The sequence below is a fragment of the Actinoplanes subtropicus genome (assembly GCF_000721705.1).
Taxonomy (GTDB): domain Bacteria; phylum Actinomycetota; class Actinomycetes; order Mycobacteriales; family Micromonosporaceae; genus Actinoplanes; species Actinoplanes subtropicus.
This window is the reverse complement of the sequence record NZ_JOJL01000004.1, coordinates 120543-140186: the sequence shown is the minus strand read 5'-3', so window position 1 is coordinate 140186 and position 19644 is coordinate 120543. Positions and strand designations below refer to the sequence as shown.

The 19644-nt window shown below is 70.4% G+C and carries 15 protein-coding genes; 7 read left to right on the top strand and 8 right to left on the bottom strand.

All coding sequences use genetic code 11. The features are described 5' to 3' along the window. The first annotated feature begins 48 nt into the window (after positions 1 to 48). The 3 genes from IH26_RS0106415 to IH26_RS0106405 all read left to right on the top strand — a co-directional run bounded on the left by IH26_RS0106415 (position 49) and on the right by IH26_RS0106405 (position 3576). The gene (locus IH26_RS0106415; RefSeq protein ID WP_030435175.1) at positions 49 to 1110 is read left to right on the top strand and encodes a pectinesterase family protein; all 1062 of its coding nucleotides are present in this window, start codon (positions 49 to 51) and stop codon (positions 1108 to 1110) included. A gap of 388 nt (positions 1111 to 1498) precedes the next feature. Beyond that, complete coding sequence (locus IH26_RS0106410; protein WP_030435174.1) at positions 1499 to 2839, top strand: pectate lyase family protein; 1341 nt, start codon at positions 1499 to 1501, stop codon at positions 2837 to 2839. 122 nt (positions 2840 to 2961) lie between these two features. Next, positions 2962 to 3576: an NADPH-dependent F420 reductase gene (locus tag IH26_RS0106405; RefSeq protein WP_030435173.1), complete on the top strand. Its 615-nt coding sequence runs from the start codon at positions 2962 to 2964 to the stop codon at positions 3574 to 3576. A 70-nt stretch (positions 3577 to 3646) separates the two neighbouring features. Here the strand turns inward: IH26_RS0106405 and lon are convergent, their stop codons facing one another. The 3 genes from lon to IH26_RS0106390 form a co-directional block, all read right to left on the bottom strand. Continuing rightward, positions 3647 to 5950, bottom strand: a complete 2304-nt coding sequence (lon, locus tag IH26_RS0106400; RefSeq protein WP_030435172.1) for an endopeptidase La — start codon at positions 5948 to 5950, stop codon at positions 3647 to 3649. An 82-nt stretch (positions 5951 to 6032) separates the two neighbouring features. Next, a complete protein-coding gene (locus IH26_RS0106395; RefSeq protein WP_030435171.1) occupies positions 6033 to 6752 on the bottom strand; it encodes an anti-sigma factor family protein in 720 nt (239 codons plus the stop codon). After that, positions 6749 to 7282: a sigma-70 family RNA polymerase sigma factor gene (locus tag IH26_RS0106390; RefSeq protein ID WP_030435170.1), complete on the bottom strand. Its 534-nt coding sequence runs from the start codon at positions 7280 to 7282 to the stop codon at positions 6749 to 6751. The genes IH26_RS0106395 and IH26_RS0106390 overlap by 4 nt, the downstream gene beginning before the upstream one ends. A gap of 166 nt (positions 7283 to 7448) precedes the next feature. On the opposite strand from IH26_RS0106390, the gene IH26_RS0106385 reads away from it, so the two are divergent. Next, positions 7449 to 8291: a COG4315 family predicted lipoprotein gene (locus IH26_RS0106385; protein ID WP_245664962.1), complete on the top strand. Its 843-nt coding sequence runs from the start codon at positions 7449 to 7451 to the stop codon at positions 8289 to 8291. A 199-nt stretch (positions 8292 to 8490) separates the two neighbouring features. On the opposite strand, the gene IH26_RS0106380 is transcribed toward IH26_RS0106385, so the two are convergent. Further along, positions 8491 to 9648: an ABC transporter substrate-binding protein gene (locus IH26_RS0106380; RefSeq protein WP_030435168.1), complete on the bottom strand. Its 1158-nt coding sequence runs from the start codon at positions 9646 to 9648 to the stop codon at positions 8491 to 8493. A 106-nt stretch (positions 9649 to 9754) separates the two neighbouring features. Here IH26_RS0106380 and IH26_RS0106375 point away from each other — a divergent pair, with 106 nt between their 5' ends. After that, positions 9755 to 10228: a MarR family winged helix-turn-helix transcriptional regulator gene (locus tag IH26_RS0106375; RefSeq protein ID WP_030435167.1), complete on the top strand. Its 474-nt coding sequence runs from the start codon at positions 9755 to 9757 to the stop codon at positions 10226 to 10228. A gap of 2 nt (positions 10229 to 10230) precedes the next feature. On the opposite strand, the gene IH26_RS0106370 is transcribed toward IH26_RS0106375, so the two are convergent. The 3 genes from IH26_RS0106370 to IH26_RS0106360 form a co-directional block, all read right to left on the bottom strand. Then, positions 10231 to 11421 (bottom strand): MFS transporter, encoded by a 1191-nt coding sequence (locus IH26_RS0106370; RefSeq protein ID WP_245664960.1) that lies wholly within the window; start codon positions 11419 to 11421, stop codon positions 10231 to 10233. Next, positions 11418 to 12728, bottom strand: coding sequence for a GH1 family beta-glucosidase (locus IH26_RS0106365; protein ID WP_425394366.1), 1311 nt, complete (start codon positions 12726 to 12728; stop codon positions 11418 to 11420). The genes IH26_RS0106370 and IH26_RS0106365 overlap by 4 nt, the downstream gene beginning before the upstream one ends. A gap of 68 nt (positions 12729 to 12796) precedes the next feature. After that, complete coding sequence (locus tag IH26_RS0106360) at positions 12797 to 14005, bottom strand: ROK family transcriptional regulator (RefSeq protein WP_030435164.1); 1209 nt, start codon at positions 14003 to 14005, stop codon at positions 12797 to 12799. Positions 14006 to 14095: 90 nt separating this feature from the next. Between IH26_RS0106360 and IH26_RS0106355 the strand changes: the two genes are divergently transcribed. After that, positions 14096 to 15358 carry a DUF1479 domain-containing protein gene (locus IH26_RS0106355; protein ID WP_030435163.1) on the top strand — a complete coding sequence of 421 codons (1263 nt, stop codon included), beginning with the start codon at positions 14096 to 14098 and terminating at the stop codon, positions 15356 to 15358. Between the two features lie 191 nt (positions 15359 to 15549). After that, complete coding sequence (locus IH26_RS0106350) at positions 15550 to 16230, top strand: ThuA domain-containing protein (RefSeq protein ID WP_030435162.1); 681 nt, start codon at positions 15550 to 15552, stop codon at positions 16228 to 16230. Between the two features lie 145 nt (positions 16231 to 16375). On the opposite strand, the gene IH26_RS0106345 is transcribed toward IH26_RS0106350, so the two are convergent. Further along, the gene (locus IH26_RS0106345; RefSeq protein WP_030435161.1) at positions 16376 to 19555 is read right to left on the bottom strand and encodes a penicillin acylase family protein; all 3180 of its coding nucleotides are present in this window, start codon (positions 19553 to 19555) and stop codon (positions 16376 to 16378) included. Positions 19556 to 19644: the final 89 nt, after the last annotated feature.

Sequence of the window (19644 nt, the reverse complement as noted above, 5' to 3'; positions counted from 1 at the left end):
TGGTTCTAACTTCCGCAGGAAAGGCCTTTCCTTAGGAGGTTCCACAAGATGCGCAGACGCAGGTTCCTCGAACTGGCCGGGGGTGGGCTGGCCGGCACCGCGCTCACCGCGGCGGTCACCTCGCCCGCCCGGGCCGCACCCCGGCCGTTCGCGGTGGTCGCCGCCGACGGCACCGGGGACTTCGCGACCGTCCAGGCCGCCGTCGACGCCGTGCCGTCCGGGAACACCGACCCGGTCACCGTCGCCGTCCGGCCCGGCACCTATCTCGGTCAGGTCAAGATCCCGTTGGACAAGCCGTTCATCACGTTCGCCGGGTGCGGGCCCGGGCCGGAGGCCGTGGTGATCGCCGACGACCGGGCCAACGGCACGCTGAAGCCGGACGGCACGCCGTGGGGCACCTCCGGCAGCGCGTCGGTCACCGTCGACGGAGCCGGCTTCCGGGCCCGCAACCTGACCTTCGCGAACCTGTTCGACGAGGCCGCCCACCCCGAGATCACCTCGAAGCAGGCGGTGGCGGTGCTGACCCGCGCCGACCGGATCGAGTTCGACCGGGTCCGTTTCATCGGCAACCAGGACACCCTCTACGTGAACAGCACCGCGGCCGGGGTGATCGCCCGGGCCTACTTCCGCTCCTGCTACGTCGAGGGCGACGTCGACTTCGTCTTCGGGCGGGCGACCGCGGTCTTCGACCGGTGCCGGATCCACTCGCTCAACCGGAACTCCACGCCCAACGGGTTCGTGACCGCGCCGAGCACCGACATCGCCAATCCGCACGGGCTGCTGTTCCAGGGCTGCATGCTCACCTCGGACGCGCCCGCCGGCACGGTGTTCCTGGGCCGCCCGTGGCACCCCAGCAACGACCCGAACGCGATCGGCCAGACGCTGATCCGCGACTCGTGGATCGGGGCGCACATCGGCGCGACCGCGTGGAGCGACTTCGGGACGATGTGGCCGTGGCGGGACGCGCGGCTGGCCGAGTACCACAACCGGGGACCGGGGGCGATCGCGTCGCCGGACCGGCCGCAACTGACCGACGAGCAGGCCGCGGCGAACACGATGGCCGCCTTCCTGCGCGGCACCGACGGCTGGCGCCCGCAGTCCTGCAGGTGAGCCGGCCCCGGGAAGGGACGGCAAGTGAGCCCCTCGAAAGGACTGCAAGTGAGCCGCCGCGGAAGGGACGGCAAGTGAGCCCCCGAAGGGACTGCAAGTGAGCCGCCGCGGAGGGGACAGCAGGTGAGCCGCCCCGGCAGGGACTGCAAGTGAGCCCGGCAACCCGGCCGCCGCCGCGGCCGCGCCGGCCCTTGTTTTCCCTGGCCTCCCCGGGTCCCACTGCAAATTTTCTGCGTTGTCCGAGGCATTGACTGCGCTCGACCTCCGTGTGACTGTTGCCAGGCAAGCGCTTTCCTGCATTCCTCACGGTCGCCACCGGCCGCTCTAGGGAGATGCCATGCCCTCCATTACCTCCATCGCCGTCCTCGTCGCTGTCGCCGCGCTGGGGATGGCAGATTCGCCGGCCGCCAACGCCGGCGCCGCTCCCCCGGCGGGTGCCTCGGCGCCCGCCGGGGTGACCGCGGCAAGCAAGGGAATCACCACGGCCGCGCTCCGGATCGGCCGGGAAACGCTGCCGGTCAACGACGGCTGGGCCGCCGCCGGCCCCGGCACCACCGGCGGCTCCGCGGCCGACGACGCGCACGTCACCGTCGTGCACAACCGCGCCGAACTGGTCGCGGCGCTGGGCGGCGACAACGCCACCAACACCACGAACGCCACCCCCAAGATCGTGTACGTGAGCGGGAAGATCGACCTGCGGGTGGACGCGGACAACAAGCCGGTCGGCTGCGACGCCTTCGCCGACCCGGCCTACAGCCTGAGCGCGTTCCTGGCCGCGTACGACCCCGCGGTCTGGGGCATGACGACCAAGCCCAGCGGCCCGCTCGAGGACGCCCGCGCCCGCTCGGCCAAGAACCAGGGCGCCACCGTGAAGATCAACGTCGGCAGCAACACCACCATCGTCGGCATCAACGGCGGCCGGCTGACCCACGGCAGCCTCGCCCTCACCGGCGTCAGCAACGTGATCATCCGGAACGTCGAGGCGACCGACGCGGCCGACTGCTTCCCGGCCTGGGACCCGACCGACGGCTCGACCGGCAACTGGAACTCGCTGTACGACCTGATCTCGCTGTCCGCCGCGACGAACGTGTGGATCGACCACAACACGCTCAGCGACGGCAACAACCACGACGAGGACCAGCCGCTGTACTTCGGCCGGCCGTACCAGGTGCACGACGGGGCCTCGGACATCATCAAGGGCTCCGACTACGTCACCGTGTCGTACAACGACTACTACGACCACGACAAGACGATGCTGATCGGCTCGACCGACACCCCGGGCGTGGACGTCGGCAAGCTGCGGGTGACCGTGCACCACAACCGCTTCGGCAACGTGCTGCAGCGGGCGCCGCGGGTCCGCTTCGGCCAGGTCGACGTCTACGACAACCTGTACTTGGGCACGGACTCCCGGTACCAGTACTCGCTCGGCGTCGGCTTCGAGTCGAGCATCTACGCCGAGAACAACTACTTCAAGCTCGGCGCGGACGTCCCCGCCGCCGACGTCATCCACTACTGGAAGGGCACGAAGATCACCGCGATCGGGTCGCTCGTCCAGGTCGGCAACAAGGTCCAGCCGGTCGATCTGGTGGCCGCCTACAACGCCGCGTACGACCCGGACCTCACCCCCGACGCCGGCTGGACCCCGACGCTGCGGGACCGGATGGACCCGGCCTGGGCGGTGCCGCAGGTCGTCGCCGGCAGCGTGGGCATCCGGCACCTGGGCTGCTGACAGCGCCCGGCTGCTGACAGCGCCCGGCTGCTGACAGCGCCCGGCTGCTGACAGCGCCCGGCTGCTGAGCCAGTTTCCCCGTTCGCCCACCCCACCGGTGGGCGAACGGGCACGCTGGAGATATGCACATCGGCGTCATCGGAGCAGGACAGCTCGGCGCGACCCTGGCCGAGTGGTGCGTGGAGAGCGGCCACGACGTGGCGATCACGTCGCGGCACCCGGAGCAGCTGGGCGGCCTGGTCGAGCGCCTCGGCGAGCACGGCCGGGCGGTGCCGATCGGCGAGGCGGCGGCCTTCGCCGACGCGGTCCTGTTCGCCCCCGCCTGGTCCGCCGCCCGCGAGGCGATCGACCTGGCCGGCCCCGCCCTCAACGGCAAGGTCGTGATCGACGCGACCAATCCGCCGTCGGCCGTCCCGGGCGGTCGCAGCGGCCTGGAGACCCTGATGGACTGGGCCCCCGAGGCCCACTGGGTGAAGGCGTTCAACACCCTCCCGACCAGCGTGCTGACCCGCCGCCGCGGCCACGACCCGCTGCTGGCCGAGTTCGTCTGCACTGACCTGGTCGACGCCCGCCTGACCGCCTCGAAACTGATCCGCGACCTCGGCTTCGCCCCCGTCTTCGCCGGCCGCGCCGACACGGCCAAATATGTCGAGCCCGGCGGCCCCCTGCAGATGACCGAGGTCAACGTCCAGGACGCCACCGACGTCCTGGCCGGCGTCCTCGGCGACTACATCTGAATGCCGCTTCGACCGTACGAGCGTCAGACGAGCCGGGGACTCGTCTGACGCTCGTACGGCAACGGGGATTTCAAGCGGCCAGGCCCACCGCGACCTGGTCCAGCGCCGTCCGCAGGATGTCCCGCACGTCCGAGACGATGTGCACGGTAAGCGCTTGCCGCACGTCCGCCGGCACCTCGTCCAGATCCGGCTCGTTCCGCTTCGGCAGGTACACCTCGGTCAGGCCCGCCCGCTGCGCCGCCAGGAGCTTCTGCTTCACGCCGCCGATCGGCAGCACCCGCCCGGTCAGCGACACCTCGCCGGTCATCCCGACCGAGGCCCGCACGTTCCGCCCGAGCAGCAGCGACACCAGCGCTGTCGTCATCGTCACCCCGGCCGACGGCCCGTCCTTGGGCACCGCCCCGGCCGGCACGTGCAGGTGGATCGGGTGGTCGAGCTGCTCCGGCGAGATGCCCAGCTCCCCCGCGTGCGCCCGCACGTAGGAAAGCGCTATCTGCGCCGACTCCTTCATCACGTCCCCGAGCTGCCCGGTGACCGAAAGCCCGCCCTTGTCCCCGGGCAGCAGCGACGCCTCGATGTACAGCACGTCCCCGCCCATCCCGGTCACGGCCAGCCCGGTCGCCACCCCCGGCACCGCCGTACGCTCGGCCGACTCCGGCAGGAACCGCGGCCGCCCGATCAGGCCCTTCAGGTCACCGGCGTCGATGGTCGCCGGCAACGACCCCAGCGCCGCCTTGCGGAAAGCCTTTGCCAGCAGCCGCTCCAATGAGCGCACCCCGGCCTCCCGGGTGTAGTTGGCGGCCATCTCGCGCAGCGCGTCCTCGGTGACCGTCACCTCGCCCTCCGACAGCGCGGCCCGGGACAGCTGCCGCGGCACCAGGAAGTCCCGCGCGATCGCCACCTTGTCGTTCTCGGTGTAGCCCTCGATCGAGATGAGCTCCATCCGGTCGAACAGCGCCTGCGGGATCGTGTCGAGCACGTTCGCGGTGGCGATGAACAGCACGTCGGAGAGGTCCAGGTCCAGGTCGAGGTAGTGGTCGCGGAAGGTGTGGTTCTGCGCCGGGTCGAGCACCTCCAGCAGCGCCGCCGCCGGGTCGCCGCGGTAGTCGCTACCGACCTTGTCGACCTCGTCCAGCAACACCACCGGGTTCATCGAGCCGGCCTCGCGGATGGCCCGCACGATCCGCCCGGGCAGCGCCCCGACGTACGTGCGGCGGTGCCCGCGGATCTCCGCCTCGTCCCGCACGCCGCCCAGCGCCACCCGGACGAACTTGCGGCCCAGCGTGCGCGCGACCGACTCGCCCAGCGAGGTCTTGCCGACCCCGGGCGGTCCGGCCAGCAGGATCACCGCGCCGGAGCCGCGGCCGCCGACGACCGACAGCCCGCGGGACTCGCGACGGGCCCGCACGCCGAGGTACTCGACGATCCGCTCCTTGACCTCGTCCAGCCCGTGGTGGTCGGCGTCGAGCACGGCCCGGGCCGCGTCGAGGTCGGTGCTGTCGGTGGTACGCGCTTTCCACGGCAGGTCGAGCACCGTGTCGAGCCAGGTCCGGATCCAGCCCGCCTCCGGGTTCTGGTCGCCGGCCCGCTCGAGCTTCTCGACCTCGCGCAGCGCCGCCTCCTGGACCGCCGACGGCAGGTCGGCCGCCTCGACCCGGGAACGGTAGTCGTCCTTGCCGTCGGAGCCGTCCTCACCGAGCTCCTTGCGGATCGCCTTGAGCTGCTCGCGCAGCAGGTACTCGCGGTTGCGCTTCTCGACCGACTCGCGGACGTCCTTCTCGATCGAGTCGCTGACCTCGGACTCGGCCAGATAGTCCTTCGTCCACTCGATCAGCAGCCGCAGCCGGGCCTCGACGTCGGGCGTCTCCAGCAGCTCCCGCTTGCGATCGTTGGACAGGTACGACGCCCAGCCGGCCGTGTCGGCCAGATCGCCGGGGTCGTCGATGGCGCTGACCGAGTCGATGACCTGCCACGCCTCGCGGCGCTGCAGCACCGAGACGACCAGTTGCTTGTACTCGGCCGCGAGGTCCTTGACCTGGGCGCCGGATTCGGCAGGGGGAACCGGCGACGCCTCGACCCAGAGCGCCGCGCCCGGCCCGGTCACGCCGCTGCCGATGCGGGCGCGCACGCCGGTCCGGAGCACCGCCGCCGGCGAACCGCCGCGGACCTTGCCGACCCGCTCGACGCTGGCCACCACGCCGTACGACGCATAGCGGTCCTCGAGCCGCGGCGCGATCAGCAGCTCGGAACCGGCCGACGTACGGGCTGCGTCCACGGCCTGCTGGGCCGGCTCGTCCAACTCGATCGGGACGACCATGCCGGGCAGCAGCACGATGTCGTCAAGGAACAGCACGGGAAGTCGTTTCGTGGACACCGGGCACCTCCGGAAGTTGAGTTCATGCGACGCAACCTCCAATTCGCCATAGGTCTTCCGGCGTTCACTACCAGCGAAATCCTCAGACGTTCACGCTCACGTACTGCTCGCCCGCCGTGCTCACCACCCGCACCGAGGCGACCTGCGCGGGATCGATCAGCGCGCTGCCGTTCAGCGTGGTCCCGTTGGCCTCGCCGGCCGGCGACACCAGCCACGACCCGGCCAGCACGGCCGAACCGTCCTTGCCGACGACCTCGAGGCGGCATTTCTCCCCCGCCGGGATCCCCCCGACGGTGGCGCTCAGCCGGACCCAGCCCATCGCCGGGGTGATCGTCGCGTTGATGTGCGCGCCCGTGCGCGGATCGGCCGCCGCCACGACCTGGGTGCCGGGCGGCACCGCCGAGGCCGACGTCGAAGCCTGCGCCTGCGGGGTCCCCGGCGCCGTACCGCGACCCAAAATGATCCCGCCGCCCATCGCGACCGCGAGGATCGCCGCGGCGGCGGTGGCCAGCACCGCGAACCGGCGCGCCCGCCCGCCGGACGCCTCCTGCCGGACCTGCCGCAGGGTGCGCTGCAGCACCAGGTCGGCGTCCTCCGGCGGGCCGTCGAGCAGCATCTCGTCCGGGATGTCGCGCAGCGCCGAGGACCACTCCTGCAGCGATTCGATCTCCTCCCGGCAGGCAGCACAACCCGCGAGATGCGAGTCCGCCCGCTGCTTCTGCTCGGGCGTCAGCATCTCCATCAGGTAGCCGGCCATGTCGACGTGGTCGTTGGTCGGGTTCGTGCTCTCCGGCGTACTCATGATGCCAACCGTTCTCTGCCGGCCTCGCGTAGGGCCCGCAACGCATAGTAGGACCGGGACTTCACCGTTCCCGGCGGAATGCCGAGCGCCTCGGCTGCCTCGGTGACCGTGTTGCCCTTCAGGTAGACCTGTTCGAGCACCGCCCGATGTTCGGCGGAGAGGGTGCTCAGCGCGTCCACCACGACCATCGAATTGACCACCTGGTCGGCGTGGTCGCCCTCGACCGCGGCGTCGGGCGGGCTCTCCCGCACCTCCGGCGGTCGCCGGTTCCGGGCGCGGATCTGGTCCAGCACGATGTTGCGGACGACTGTCAAGAGCCAGCCGCGCACCGAGCCCTTTCCACTGTCCAGGCTGTCGGGGTGGCGCCAGGCGCGCACGAGCGCTTCCTGGACCACGTCCTCGGCGGCCGACCGGTCCCTGGTCAGCTGCGTGGCATATGCGAGCATGGCCCGGCCGTGTTCGTTCCACAACGATCTGACCAGTGCTTCATCGGCCACCTCCCGGCGCGGTCTGGTCCTCGGTGACGGCATCGCGTCTCTTTCTTCCGCGGCACCTCTTCGGTGCCTTTTCGGTACGGGTCCGCCTGCCCCGGAAAGGGTGCGACGGACTCGCCGAAGGCGACATCGAAGAACGTACTGCGCCGCGGCTACCTGAGATACGACCAGGTCGCTCACCCGGATCAAAGATCTTGGGACTTTGGCACAGCCGGGTGAACCGCCCTTGCCACGGCGGCGTGTGGATGGCAGGCCCGGATCCAGCCGGGCGGTGGAAGGAGAGGCAGCCATGATGACACGCAGGCAATTGACGACGGTCATCGTGGTCACGCTGGCCGGATTGACCGGCCTCGCGGGCTGCGGCAGCCAGAAGGCGCCGTCGACCGACGCGATCCAGCTCCCGATCGCGTTGACCCGGTCGCCCGACGCTCCCCCGAACACCGATGGTCCCGGCGACCTGACCGGCGCGGACGCGTCCGAGGCTGCTCCGTCCCCCACTGCCTCGGATTCCCCCAGCGCATCCGCGACCGGTCAGGGTTCCGGCGGCGGCGTGGGGACCCCGGTGGTCGTGAAGACCCAGAAATGGGTGAAAATCTTCAACGGCCCCTCGGCGACCGACATCAAACCGAACGCCGACAAGACCAAGGGCAGCCACACCGTCGAGCTGAACGCGACCGATAATGCCCAGATCGGCACCTATGTGACCGACGGCGCCGGCCGCACGCTGTACCGTTTCGACAACGACACCAACAAGCCGCCGAAGTCGAACTGCAACGGTTCCTGCGCCACCGCCTGGCCGCCGCTGCTCATCAAATCCCCCGGCAAGATCTTCCCCAAGGGCATCGATCCGCAACTCATCGGCTACGTCGAGCGCGCCGACCACACCTGCCAGGTCACCATCAACGGCTGGCCGGTCTACTACTTCATCGCCGACGCGAACCCGGGCGACCTCAACGGCCAGGGCATCAACGGCAAATGGTTCGCGATCGCCCCCACCGGCGGCAAGACCAAGGCGATTCCCGGCTTCCCGCTCAAGTCGAACTGAAAAAACCATCGGGGGTCCGCCGGCAGCGCAGGTCGCTGCCGGCGGGTCATTTTCCCAACCATTCCCACGTACGCGTGAGAAAAGTCCCCGGCGTGCCGGGCCGCTGAGCGATCCGAACGCTCCGCGCCCGGCCGCCGGGCTTCCCACGGGGCGTCCCGGGCTCGCGGGCTCCGCCCGCCTCGCCCGAGAGCCCGATCGCTCAGGCGCCGGGGTGCAGGCCGAGCACGCCGGGCGTGGGCGCGCCCTCGACCTCTCCGAAGTAGAGGGTGAACGTCTGCTTCCAGCGCTCGACCTCGGCGCGGTCGGCCATGAACCGCGGGAAGCCGTCGAGATGCGCGTTCGGGTACTTCCAGATCGGCTCGAGCCCACCGGCCGGCTTCACATCGGTCCGCACCGACCAGCCGTCGAAGGACGCCTGCTGGACCGGAGCGGAGAGCTGCCAGTTGAGGTAAAGCCTTGCCGCCGCCGGGTGCTTGGCGCGAGCCAGGATCGCCGCCCGCTGCGCCCAGGCCATGAACGGATGCCCGTCGGCCGCGACCCACTTCACCCCGGGCGCGATGGGCCCGGTCAGCGAGCCGGCTCCGCCGATGCCGACCGGCTTCTGCTTGCTCGCCACCGCCACGATCGGCGTGGGAGTGCCGCGGCCGAAGACAATGTCCTGGGCGGCAAGGCGGCGAACCCAGTCCCAGCCGTAGGTCTCGGCATAGAGCTTGTACAGGTACAGCACGGCGTCGTCGTCGTTCGGATACGACGAGGCGATGGCGCCGCGCCAGCGGGGGTCGGCCAGGTCGCGGGGAGTGGCCGGGCCGCCGTCGCCGAGGCCGGCGTCGTACATGTAGCTGAAGGCGTAGACCGCGATGCCCACCCAGGCGCCGTCCGGGTCGCGGAAGCGCGGGTAAAGAGCGGAAAACCCGGCCGGCTTGTACGGCAGGAGCACGCCCTGGTCCTTCCACCGGGGGAAGTCCTGCAGCGTCTGCAACTGCACCACGTCCGGCACCAGCGAGTTCGTAGCCAGCTGGTTGTCCACCCGTACGTCGTGGTATTTGCTGTAGTCCACGATGATCTTCAGGTTGATGTCCGGGAACTGGGACCGGAACGCCTGCTTGGTGGCGTCCTGCTGGTCCGGGGTGTCGCCGCCGGCGTAGACGACGAGCTCGCCGCCCTCCCGCTTGGCCTCGGCGTACAGCTGGTCGAGCGATTTGCGCTCCTCGGGCAAGGGCTTTCCGGCCCCGAACGCCGCCTGCGTGGAGCCGCCGCCGTCCGCCGAAGCGCTGCCGGCGATCGAGGTACCGAGCGCGGCGGCGCCGAGGATGACGCCGCCGGCGCCGAGTGCGCGCCGCCTGCTGAATGTGGCCATCGGATTGACCTCCCAGGTTGTTGCAGCTTTAACTACCTGCCTCACGCTAGGCGCATATAGTTGTAGCTACAACTTATGAGACGATCATCACAGGAGGTGCGGTGCGGTGGAGCCGGCGCGGTGGCTGACCACGCGGGAGGAGCAGGCCTGGCGGCTGTTCGTGGCCGTGCTGATGCTGGTGCCCGGCGAGGTGGAGGCGCAGCTGAAACGCGACGCCGGCCTGACCCAGGTCGACTACGGGGTGCTGTCCGCGCTGTCCGAGGCGCCGGGACGGGCGATGCGGATGAACGAGCTCGCCCGGATGGTGAACGGCTCCCGGCCGCGGATGTCCCAGGTGGTGGCGAAGCTGGAGCGGCGCGGGTGGGTCCGCCGGGAGCCCACCCGGGAGGACGGGCGCGGCAGCCTGGCCGTCCTCACCGACGCGGGCTACGCCCAGGTGGTCGCCATCGCGCCCGGCCACGTGGCGGCGGTACGCGAGGCCGTCGTCGACGCGCTGAGTCCCGAGCAGCTCGACCAGCTGGCGGGCATCTCCGCCACGCTGCTCGACGCGCTCGAGGCCAGACGCTCAGGCTCGTCGTAGAGCTATTCGATTCCCCGGATGCGGGTCACCAGCACGGAACCCAGGATGGTCACCGCGGCCGCGCCCAGAAACAGCGTCGGGTAGCCGCCCAGGTAGGACACCAGCGGGAAAGCGATTGCCGGGCCCAAAACCTGGGGCGCCGAGTTGGCGATGTTGATGACGCCCAGGTCGCGGGCCCGGTCGTCGGCGGCGGGGAGCACCTGGGTGATCAGGGCCTGGTCGACGGAGAGGTAGACGCCGAAGCCGAGCCCCAGGATCACGGCGGCGACGATGGCGCCGGTCCACGTCGGCCAGAAGGCCAGGATCAGGGCGGCCACGGCCATCACGTAGCCGGAGACGATCACCGACGGCTTGCGGCGGCCGGTGCGGTCGGAGATCACGCCGCCGACCACCACGGTCAGGACGGTGGCGACCGTGTAGATGACGATCAGCAGCGCCAGGCCGTCGTCGGCGTTGGCGTAGTGCACCTTGTCGCGCAGGAAATAGAGCAGGTAGAGGGTGGCCATCGCGTTGCCCAGCTGCACCAGGAAGCGGGTGCCGAACGCCCAGGCGAAGTCGCGGTCGCGGAAGGCGTCGAACTTGAACGCGGAGAAGCGGGGCGGCTCGGCGATGGCCGGATCACGGGTGGCCAGCACGAACGGCACCGCGGTCAGCACCACGACCAGGGCGATCGCCAGGTAGCCGCCGTCGACCGCGGTGACCAGCAGGACGCCGGCCACCACGCCCACGGACTGGGTGAGGCCGACCCAGCCGGAGACCAGGCCCCGCTGGTTGACCGGGGTCTGATCGGGGACGACCGCGGTGAGCCCGGCCTGCAGGGTGTTGAGGCCGGCCTGGGCCAGGCACCAGCCGATGCCGACCCAGACCAGGGTGTGCTGGCCGTTGAGGAAGACGAGCGCGGCGCCGCCGAAGAGGGCGCCGGCCACGATCCAGGTGTGTCGTCGTCCGGTACGGGCGGTGGTGACGTCGGAGAGCGCCCCCGCGAGCGGGCCGACGACCACCGCGACCAGGGCGCCGATGGCGGTGATGACGCCGAGCGCGGTCTCCTTGTGCGCGGGGGCGATGTCCTCGATCTGGTTGGGCAGCAGGACCTGCAGCGGGCCGAAGTAGCCCATCCACAGGCCCAGGTTGGCCAGCGACAGCAATGCGATCCAGCGGGCACCGACCCGCTCGGTGACGGCCGTGGTCATCATCGGTCTCGCAGGGCGGACTGCAACCAGCGATAGCTGTCCCTCGGCGTCCGCGCAAAGGTTTTGAAGTCGATGTGCACCAGGCCGAAGCGCTGGCTGTAGCCCTCGGCCCACTCGAAGTTGTCCATCAGCGACCACACGAAGTAGCCGCGGACGTCGACACCGTCGGTGATCGCACGGCGGACGGCGGCGAGGTGGCCGTCGAGGTAGTCGATGCGGAACTGGTCGTCGAGGCCCTCGGCGGTGGAGCAGCCGTTCTCGGTGATGTAGATCGGCGGGAGGTCGTCGCCGTAGGTCGCTTTCAGGCCGGTGAGCAGGGCATGCAGGCCGTCCGGCACGACCGGCCAGCCGAACGCGGTGGTCGGCACGCCCTCGATCGGCACGGTCTCGAACGGAAGGTCGCCCTCGGCCGCGCGCACCCGGGTCGGGTTGTAGTAGTTGATGCCCAGCGCGTCATTGTTTGCCCGAATTATCGTCATATCGTCGGCCTGGACGATGCCCTCCAGGCCCGCCGCCAGAAATTCCGGATACGTTCCCTTCAGGACGGGATCGTTGAAGAGCCGATTGTGGAACGCGTCGTAGACCACCGCCGCGATCTGGTCCTCCTCGGACGACGAGGCGGCCTCGACCGGCGTGCAGTTGTTGGTGATCATCACCTCGCCGGCGCCACGGTCCTTGATCGCCCGGGCCGCCAAACCGTGCCCGAGCAGTTGGTGGTGGGCGACCGGCAGCGCGTCGAGCATCAGCTGGCGGCCGGGGGCGTGGGTCCCGAACGCGTAGCCCTGCGCCATGTGCACGATCGGCTCGTTCAGCGTGATCCACCGCCGGACGCGGTCGCCGAGGCGGTCGGCGACCAGCGCCGCGTACTCGCCGAAGCGGAAAGCGGTTTCCCGGTTCAGCCAGCCGCCCTGGTCCTCGAGCGCCTGCGGCAGGTCCCAGTGGAAGAGGGTCGGCAGCGGGGTGATGCCGCGCTCGATCAGGCCGTCGACCAGGCGGTCGTAGAAATCAAGGCCGCCCGGGTTGGGCTCCCCGGACCCCTCCGGCTGGACGCGGGGCCAGGCGATCGAGAAGCGGTACGCGTCGACGCCGAGCTCCGCCATCAGCCCGAGGTCGTCGGCGTACCGGTGGTAGTGATCGCAGGCGTCGTCGCCGGTGTCGCCGTTCAGCACGCGGCCGGGCGTGTGCGCGAACGTGTCCCAGATGGACGGGCCGCGGCCGTCCTCGCGCACCGCGCCCTCGATTTGGTACGAGGCGGTCGAGACGCCCACCACGAACCCGTCCGGAAACCCTGACAGCGAGCCCACGCTCACCCTCCCGCTCCTCCGCCAAAGGTGAATGCTGCTCAGGTTAGTGACCATGGCCACATGGCGGAAGAGCGTCAAGCGATCAGAGATGCTCGTAATCGATCCAGGGCCTCCGCGCGCACGCCGGCCAGCACGGGATCCCCGATACCGGCGGCCGCCACCCGGAGCGGAACCGGCCGCGGCGAGCGTCCCGTCGCCTCGCCGATCTCCTCGATCAGCGCCGGCCCCCAGGTGCCCCCGATCACGACCTCTCGGGGATCGACAAACGCCACAATCGCCGCGATCACCCCAGAAACGGCCGACCCGATCGCCTCGCGATCGGCGGGATCGGTTTTGAGCAGCCGATCGCCATCGATCGCGGTCGAGCCGGGACGGCGCAGGCCCAACTCCCGGAAGACGTCGATGAACGGAACCGATCGGCCGCCCGGCCCGGTGGTCAACACGTGGGCGACCTCGCCGGCCAGGCCGCTGTGGCCGCGCCGGATCGCGCCGTCGCTCACGATCGCGCAGCCGAGGCCGTCACCGAGGAAGAGGTAGGCGAAGTCGCGCGCACGATCCGGTTCGGCCAGCGCCGCCCAGTTCACATCGTTGTCGACCACCACCTCGATCGGGTCGAGGAGGGCGACCGGGTCGAGCTCACCAACCAGGAACGGCGCGTCCGGCAGATGCACGAGGCGGCCACTCGACCGATCCACCGGGTCCGCCGCCCCGATCACCGCAAGCCGGATCGGTCGCCGCTGCGCCGCGCCACCTCCCTCAGCACCGCCCGCAACCGCCGCACCACCCATCGCCGCCGCACCACCAACGGCCGTGGCGCTGTTCACGGCCGCGGCGCCGTTCACGACCGTGGCGCTGTCCAGGTCCGCGGCCACGCATGCCTCGGCGACCGACTCCCGCAACGCGGCCGCCACCTGGCGCGGCCAGGTCGTGCGGTCGACCTGCCGGACCGCTCGCGCCACCGTGTCCCCGTACACGTCGATGCACTCGGTCACGACGCCGGCCGGCGTGATGGTGATCGCGAGCGCCACCCCGACCGTCGGCGCGATCGCGTAATACGAACCGACCCGGCCGCGCCCCCGCCCACCCTGGGTGCGCTCCCCGGTGTCGGCGACCAGCCCCCGCTCGGTCAGCCGCCGGACGCTCTCCCCCGCCGTCGGCTTCGAGATCCCGATCTCCGCGGCCAGTTCGGCCCGGGTCAGCCGCCGGTGCCGCATCAGCGCCCGGAGCACGTGCTCGTCGGTCAGCGCCCGCACGAGATCCTGCGACGGCCTGGTCGGCTCCATGTGCCAATACTAGTCAACCCTCTTGCCTTGTATCCGCACCGGCACCTACGGTCCTTTCAAGTAAGGAGAGCTTCCCAGAAGGGATACACCGTGACTCTGCCGCATTGGGAACAGACGCCGACCGACCTCCGAGCCGCCACCCGCGAGATCAAAACCGCCCTCCGGGCCAGAATCGCCACTTCCGGCCGTACGGTCGAGGAGGTCTTCGCGGTCGTCGAGCGACGCGTCCAGTCAGCGATCGACGAGATCGCCGCGGCCCGCCGCCGAGCGGAACCGATCTGGCCGGTCATCGAGTTCGCCGACATCGAGGCCGGCACCGTCCCGGCGAGCCAGCTCGAGTTGCTGCGCCGCCGCGGTTGCCTGGTCGTGCGCGGCCACTTCGACCGCGAGCAAGCGCTCGGTTGGGATCGCGACATCGTCGACTACGTCGAGGGCAACCACTTCTTCGAGAACTACCGCGGCCCCGGCGACGACTTCTTCGGCAGCGTCGGTTCGAAGCCCGAGATCTACCCGATCTACTGGTCGCCGGCGCAGATGCAGGCCCGGCAGAGCCCGCGGATGGCCGCCGTCCAGTCGTTCCTCAACCATCTGTGGCGGCACGAGTCGGATGGCGTGCGATGGTTCGACCCCGATCGCGACTCGCTCTACCCCGATCGCATCCGCCGCCGGCCCGAGGGCGCCGACTCGGCCGGCCTCGGCACCCACCTCGACCCGGGCACCCTCGACCTGTGGATGACCCGCGCCTACCAGCAGGCGTTCCGCCACCTCTTCGACGGCAGCGTCGAGCGGTACGACCCGTGGGACGCCGCCCACCGCACCGCCGGGCCGCAGTATCCGGGCTCCACCATGTGCTCCGCCTTCCGCACCTTCCAGGGCTGGACCGCACTGTCCGACATGGACCACGACCAGGGCGTCCTGCACACCGTCCCGATCCCGGAGGCGATGGCCTACCTGATGCTGCGCCCGCTGCTGCCCGACGTCCCCGACGACGACATGTGCGGCGTGACGGTCGACCACGTCTTCCCGGCCGGCCACAAATGGCACGCCCCGCTCATGGAGGCCCTCTCCGGCATCCCCGACGTGCGGGCCGGCGACTCGGTCTGGTGGCACTGCGACATGATCCACAGCGTCGCACCCGTCGAGGCACAGAAGGGCTGGGGCAACGTCATGTACATCCCGGCCGCGCCGTGGTGTCCCCGCAACGAGGCCTACGCCGCATCGGTGCGCGAGGCCTTCCGGACCGGCGACAGCCCGAGCGACTTCCCCGCCGAGCACTACGAGCGAGACTGGCCGAATCGCTTCCCGGCCGCCCAACTGAACGAGATCGGTCGCCGCGGCCTCGGCCTCGTGTGACCGGATCAGCCCAGAAACGATCGTGACCGATCGACATGGCCTCGCCGGCCCCGAAGAAATCGAGCCGGTCGGACGACGTGCACGACTCGGCGGTCATATCGTGAACGGGGTCGCTTCGATCGGCGCAGATGGAACCCCGCGCCCGAGGCGCACGATGCCCGCCGCTATCCGGTCAAGGAGATCCCTGCGACGTGAGAGCACTGATCGTTCGCGGCGGCTGGGCCGGGCACGAGCCGGTCGCCTGCACGGAGCTGTTCCGCGACTTCCTCGAAAACCAGGGAATCGCCGTATGGACGGCCGACACCCTCGACGTGTACACCGATGCGGACGCCCTCGCCGAGGCCGACCTGATCGTCCAGTGCTGGACGCGCGGCCGATTCACCACCGAGCAGGAGCAGGGGCTGGTCGCGCGGGTCCGCGCCGGAGCGGGCTTCGCCGGCTGGCACGGCGGAGTCCTCGCCGTCGGCTACGAGGCAAGCGGTTACCAGTACATGGTCGGCGGCCGGTTCCTCTTCCACCCCGGAGGCTTCGTCAACTACCGGGTCGAGATCACTTCCGATCACCCGATCACGAACGGCGTCGCCGGCTTCGCGGTGCACACCGAGCAGTACTACTGCCACGTCGATCCCACGCTCGAGGTGCTGGCCACCACCACGTTCGCGGGCACCCCGGATGCGCCGGAGACGGCCGGAGCGGTCATGCCGGTGGCCTGGGTCCGCCCGTTCGGCGCCGGCCGGGTCTTCGTCTGCACCCTCGGGCACGCGCCGGCCGACCTCGGCGTCCCGCAGACCCGGACGCTGACCGAGCGCGGCCTGCTCTGGGCGGCCGGCCGTTCCCTGCCCGGAGACGATACGTCGACTCCCGCGACCTGAGGCGGCTGCGGGTCGCCGCCGATCCTGACTACGAGACCTGGACCGCCGCCGGGCCGGACGGTCCGGAGGATCTGTCCGGCCCGGCGGCCCGGCCGTCCGGTCAGCCGTCCCGGGGGGCGACCGACCGGAGCGGTCGTCCGGCTGATCAGTGTGAGTAGGCCTCCAGCTCGTAGATGGAGAACCCGTACGACGTCGCCCGGGTCTGACCGGTCAGGCGCAGATATCGGGCGTTCACGGCCGGGAAGGTGACCGTGTCCAGCCCGCCGTTCGCCCCGGTCACCGTGGCGGCCTGGGTCCACGTCGTACCGTCGGTGGAGGTTTCGATCTTGTACGCGGTGGCGTAGGCGTCCTCCCAGCGCACGATCACCCGGGCGACCGGCTTGGTGGCGCCGAGGTCGACCTGGATCCACTGGTTGTCGGCCCACGAACTGGCCCAGCGGCTGGTCGGGCTCCCGTCCACCGCGTTCGAGGCGGGGTACCCGCTCTGCGTGCTGGACGCGGTCGCCGTCTTGGCCGCGGTCAGGTTCGAGATGTCGTCGCCGCGCTTGGCCGGGAACGACACCACCTGCTGGTAGGTCGGCCGGTTCTGCCAGGCGATCAGATCGTGGTTCACGCCGCCCAGCGGGGACTGCAGGATCGCGTCGGCGCACCACTGATCGCCGGCCGAGCAGTGCGTGTCGCCCGGGTACGTGGTGTTCGCCGGCTCGGCGAGCGCCGCGGTCAGACTGGTCAGCAGCGCGCTGCGGCACGTGCTGACCACGCCGCCGCCGCAGTACTTGGTCGACCAGCCGGGCACGGTGTCGCCGAGGGTGGCCCGCAGGTCCTCGTCGACGTAGCCCCACCAGCCGTACTGGAACGACGAGCCCTTGTGCGCCTGGGCCTCGTTCGCGCTGGTCGGCAGATTCGACACCGGGCCGGTCTGCCCGCCGGACGGCGACTCGTTGATCTGGATGGCGTTCACCAGCGACTGGAACAGGTCGTCGCCGAGCCCGGACTGGAAGGCGGCCTGCACGAGCTTCGGCCACCAGGCGTCGAAGATGCGGATGGCGTCGGCGTTCGCGTACGCCTTGCTGCCGGCCGACGTCTCCTGCCGATGCGCCCCGGCGGCGAGCCAGGTGCGCAGCTTCGCGATCGCGGCCGCCTGCGCCGAGTCGGTCACCGTCGCCGTGTCGATCACCCGCAGCAGCACCGGCAGCACCTCCGTGCCGCGCAGGTCGGTGGTGGCCGCCGATTCGACCACCTTCGCCAGCGACGCCCGGTCGTACTTGGTGCCGGCCGCGATGCCCGCCTTGAGCGGCTTGTCGAGCAGGTCGGCGCGGTGCACCGAGCCGAAGCTGAAGTTGCCGTCGGCGGCGCCGAAGTCGCTCGCCTGCTTGTTGTTCCAGCTGACGAAGTAGTCCTGGTTCGACCCCTGCGGGTGCCCCGACGCCGCGACATACGTGGCGGAGTTGGTGGCCGGGTTCCAGCCCTGCCACTCGTACGCCTGCTCGCCCTTGGTGGGCAGGTTCGGATCGGCGCCGCTCGCCCGGATCGGTTCGGCACCCGAGGTGTACACCGCCGAGTCGGTCGAGTTGACGTAGAACCAGTTGAACGCGAACGTGACGTTCGAGGCGGAGTTCATGAAGGCCGCCGCGGTGCCCATCTGATCGGGTTCGTTGAACATCTGGAAACCGATCGCCGAGTCCGCCTCGTGCCGGTACGTCGAGCGGAGGCTGGTGAACGCGGTCGGCGCCCCACCGACCAGGCCGCGCCAGGTGACCAGGCCGTACTTGGTGCGCTGCATGGTCAGCCGGTAGGAACCGGCCGCGGTGGAGTCCGCGGTCGTCGGCTTCCACGAGTTGGTCTGGGTCAGCGCCTCCATCGCGGTGCAGGTGCCGTGGTAGAGGTAGCTGGTCGAGGCCAGGGTGGCCGCGCTGCCGTCGGCGTTGCAGAGCTTCACCGCGAACGTGTCGGTGATGTCCTGGATGGCGGAGGTGGCGCTCCACGCGTAGTCCGGGCCGCGCCCGATCAGCGTGTACAGGTTGAGGCCGGAGAAGGCGATGCCCCGGCTGCTGATCCCCGGGCCCTCCAGCTCCTGCACCATGAGCAGTTGCGGCGCGAAGTAGCCGGTCTGCGGTCCGAAGACGGCGACCGGGTGACCGGTGGCCGAGTTCGCCGCCGACACCACCGCGGCGTTGGACATGCCGCGTTGCGAGCTGTTGATGGTGAGCGTGCTCAGCGAGTTGGCGATCGCGCTGGTCCCGGTGGCCGCGGTCGCCGCCGAACCGGTCTGATCGAACACGATCGGTTCGGGCGTGGCGGTTCCGGCGTCCGGCATCGCCACGCCCGCCGCGTTCGGGTCGCCCGACCCGTACGGGAAGCTCTGGCCGTTGTGCAGGGTGAGGACCGCTTCGGGATCGTTCTGCTCGCGGAACTGCTGCCAGACCTGATCGCCGATGGTGGTGCCGTACTTGGCCCGCGCCGCGATCCGGACCAGCGCGGACTGCATCTCGGTGCCGCCGCCCCCGCCGAACAGGCCACCGATCACGCCGGCGATCGCCACCAGATCGGTCATGGTGAAGTTGACCGGTCCGCCGGCGTTGGTGACCGAGTCGAGGTGACCGGTCAGCACGTACTCACCCGGGCAGTTCCGGTTCGCCATGCAGTCGGCGATGTACTTGTTGATCCCGGCGAGGTAGTCCTGCACGTCGGCATAGAGCTGGGCGCCGCGCGTCCCGGACGCCTTCAGCGTGTCGATCTGCGACTGCAGGTCCGCCTCGGTGTACGGCGACGTGCGCCAGACGCTCTGCTCGAGCTCCCGGTTGCCGACGGCGCCGCCGGCGAAACTGGTCAAGTTCCCGCGCGCGACGTGCCGCATCAGGTCCATCAGGAACAGCCGGTCCTGGGCGCCCGCGTAGCCGGCGCCGTACATCAGGCCGGAGCGGGTCGTGCCGGTGATGTGCGGGATGCCGTACTTCTTGTCCCGGACGATGGTGACGTCGCTGCGCGGCGACGTGGTGCTCTCGACGTCGGCCGAGGCCACCCCGTACGAGCTGTCGTTGAAGAACGTGTTGATCTGATCGCCGGTGAGGCCGGTGTAGTTGTACGCCAGGTTCGCATAGGGCGCGAGCTGGTCGTCGGAGTGGGCCGGCTTCGTGCCGAACGCTTGCGACGCCAGGACGTCCACGAGCGTGGCGTTGCCGTTCTGCCCGGGCGGCAGGATGTCGGAGCACTGACCCAGGCAGTAGTCGTTGGTGGCGTACGCCGCCTGGGCTTCGGTGGTGGGCGCTACCGCCAGGGCGGTGACGAGGACGGAGGCCGCGAGAGCGGCGAGGCTTCGGCGCATGGGCGGATCCCCTTAGGGAGGACACGAACGCGAAACAATTTCATAGATGTTAGGACGTCGATGCCTCACTTAGCTACTGGCGCGTAGCA

Coding starts and splice junctions, on each gene's coding strand:
- IH26_RS0106370 (WP_245664960.1), bottom strand. CDS start 11,421: ATGATGACCACGGCCGTCACCGAGCGGGTCGGTGCCCGCTGGATCGCA.
- IH26_RS0106395 (WP_030435171.1), bottom strand. CDS start 6,752: ATGAGTACGCCGGAGAGCACGAACCCGACCAACGACCACGTCGACATG.
- IH26_RS0106345 (WP_030435161.1), bottom strand. CDS start 19,555: ATGCGCCGAAGCCTCGCCGCTCTCGCGGCCTCCGTCCTCGTCACCGCC.
- IH26_RS0106380 (WP_030435168.1), bottom strand. CDS start 9,648: ATGGCCACATTCAGCAGGCGGCGCGCACTCGGCGCCGGCGGCGTCATC.
- IH26_RS0106415 (WP_030435175.1), top strand. CDS start 49: ATGCGCAGACGCAGGTTCCTCGAACTGGCCGGGGGTGGGCTGGCCGGC.
- IH26_RS0106410 (WP_030435174.1), top strand. CDS start 1,499: ATGGCAGATTCGCCGGCCGCCAACGCCGGCGCCGCTCCCCCGGCGGGT.
- IH26_RS0106360 (WP_030435164.1), bottom strand. CDS start 14,005: ATGGAGCCGACCAGGCCGTCGCAGGATCTCGTGCGGGCGCTGACCGAC.
- IH26_RS0106405 (WP_030435173.1), top strand. CDS start 2,962: ATGCACATCGGCGTCATCGGAGCAGGACAGCTCGGCGCGACCCTGGCC.
- IH26_RS0106390 (WP_030435170.1), bottom strand. CDS start 7,282: ATGCCGTCACCGAGGACCAGACCGCGCCGGGAGGTGGCCGATGAAGCA.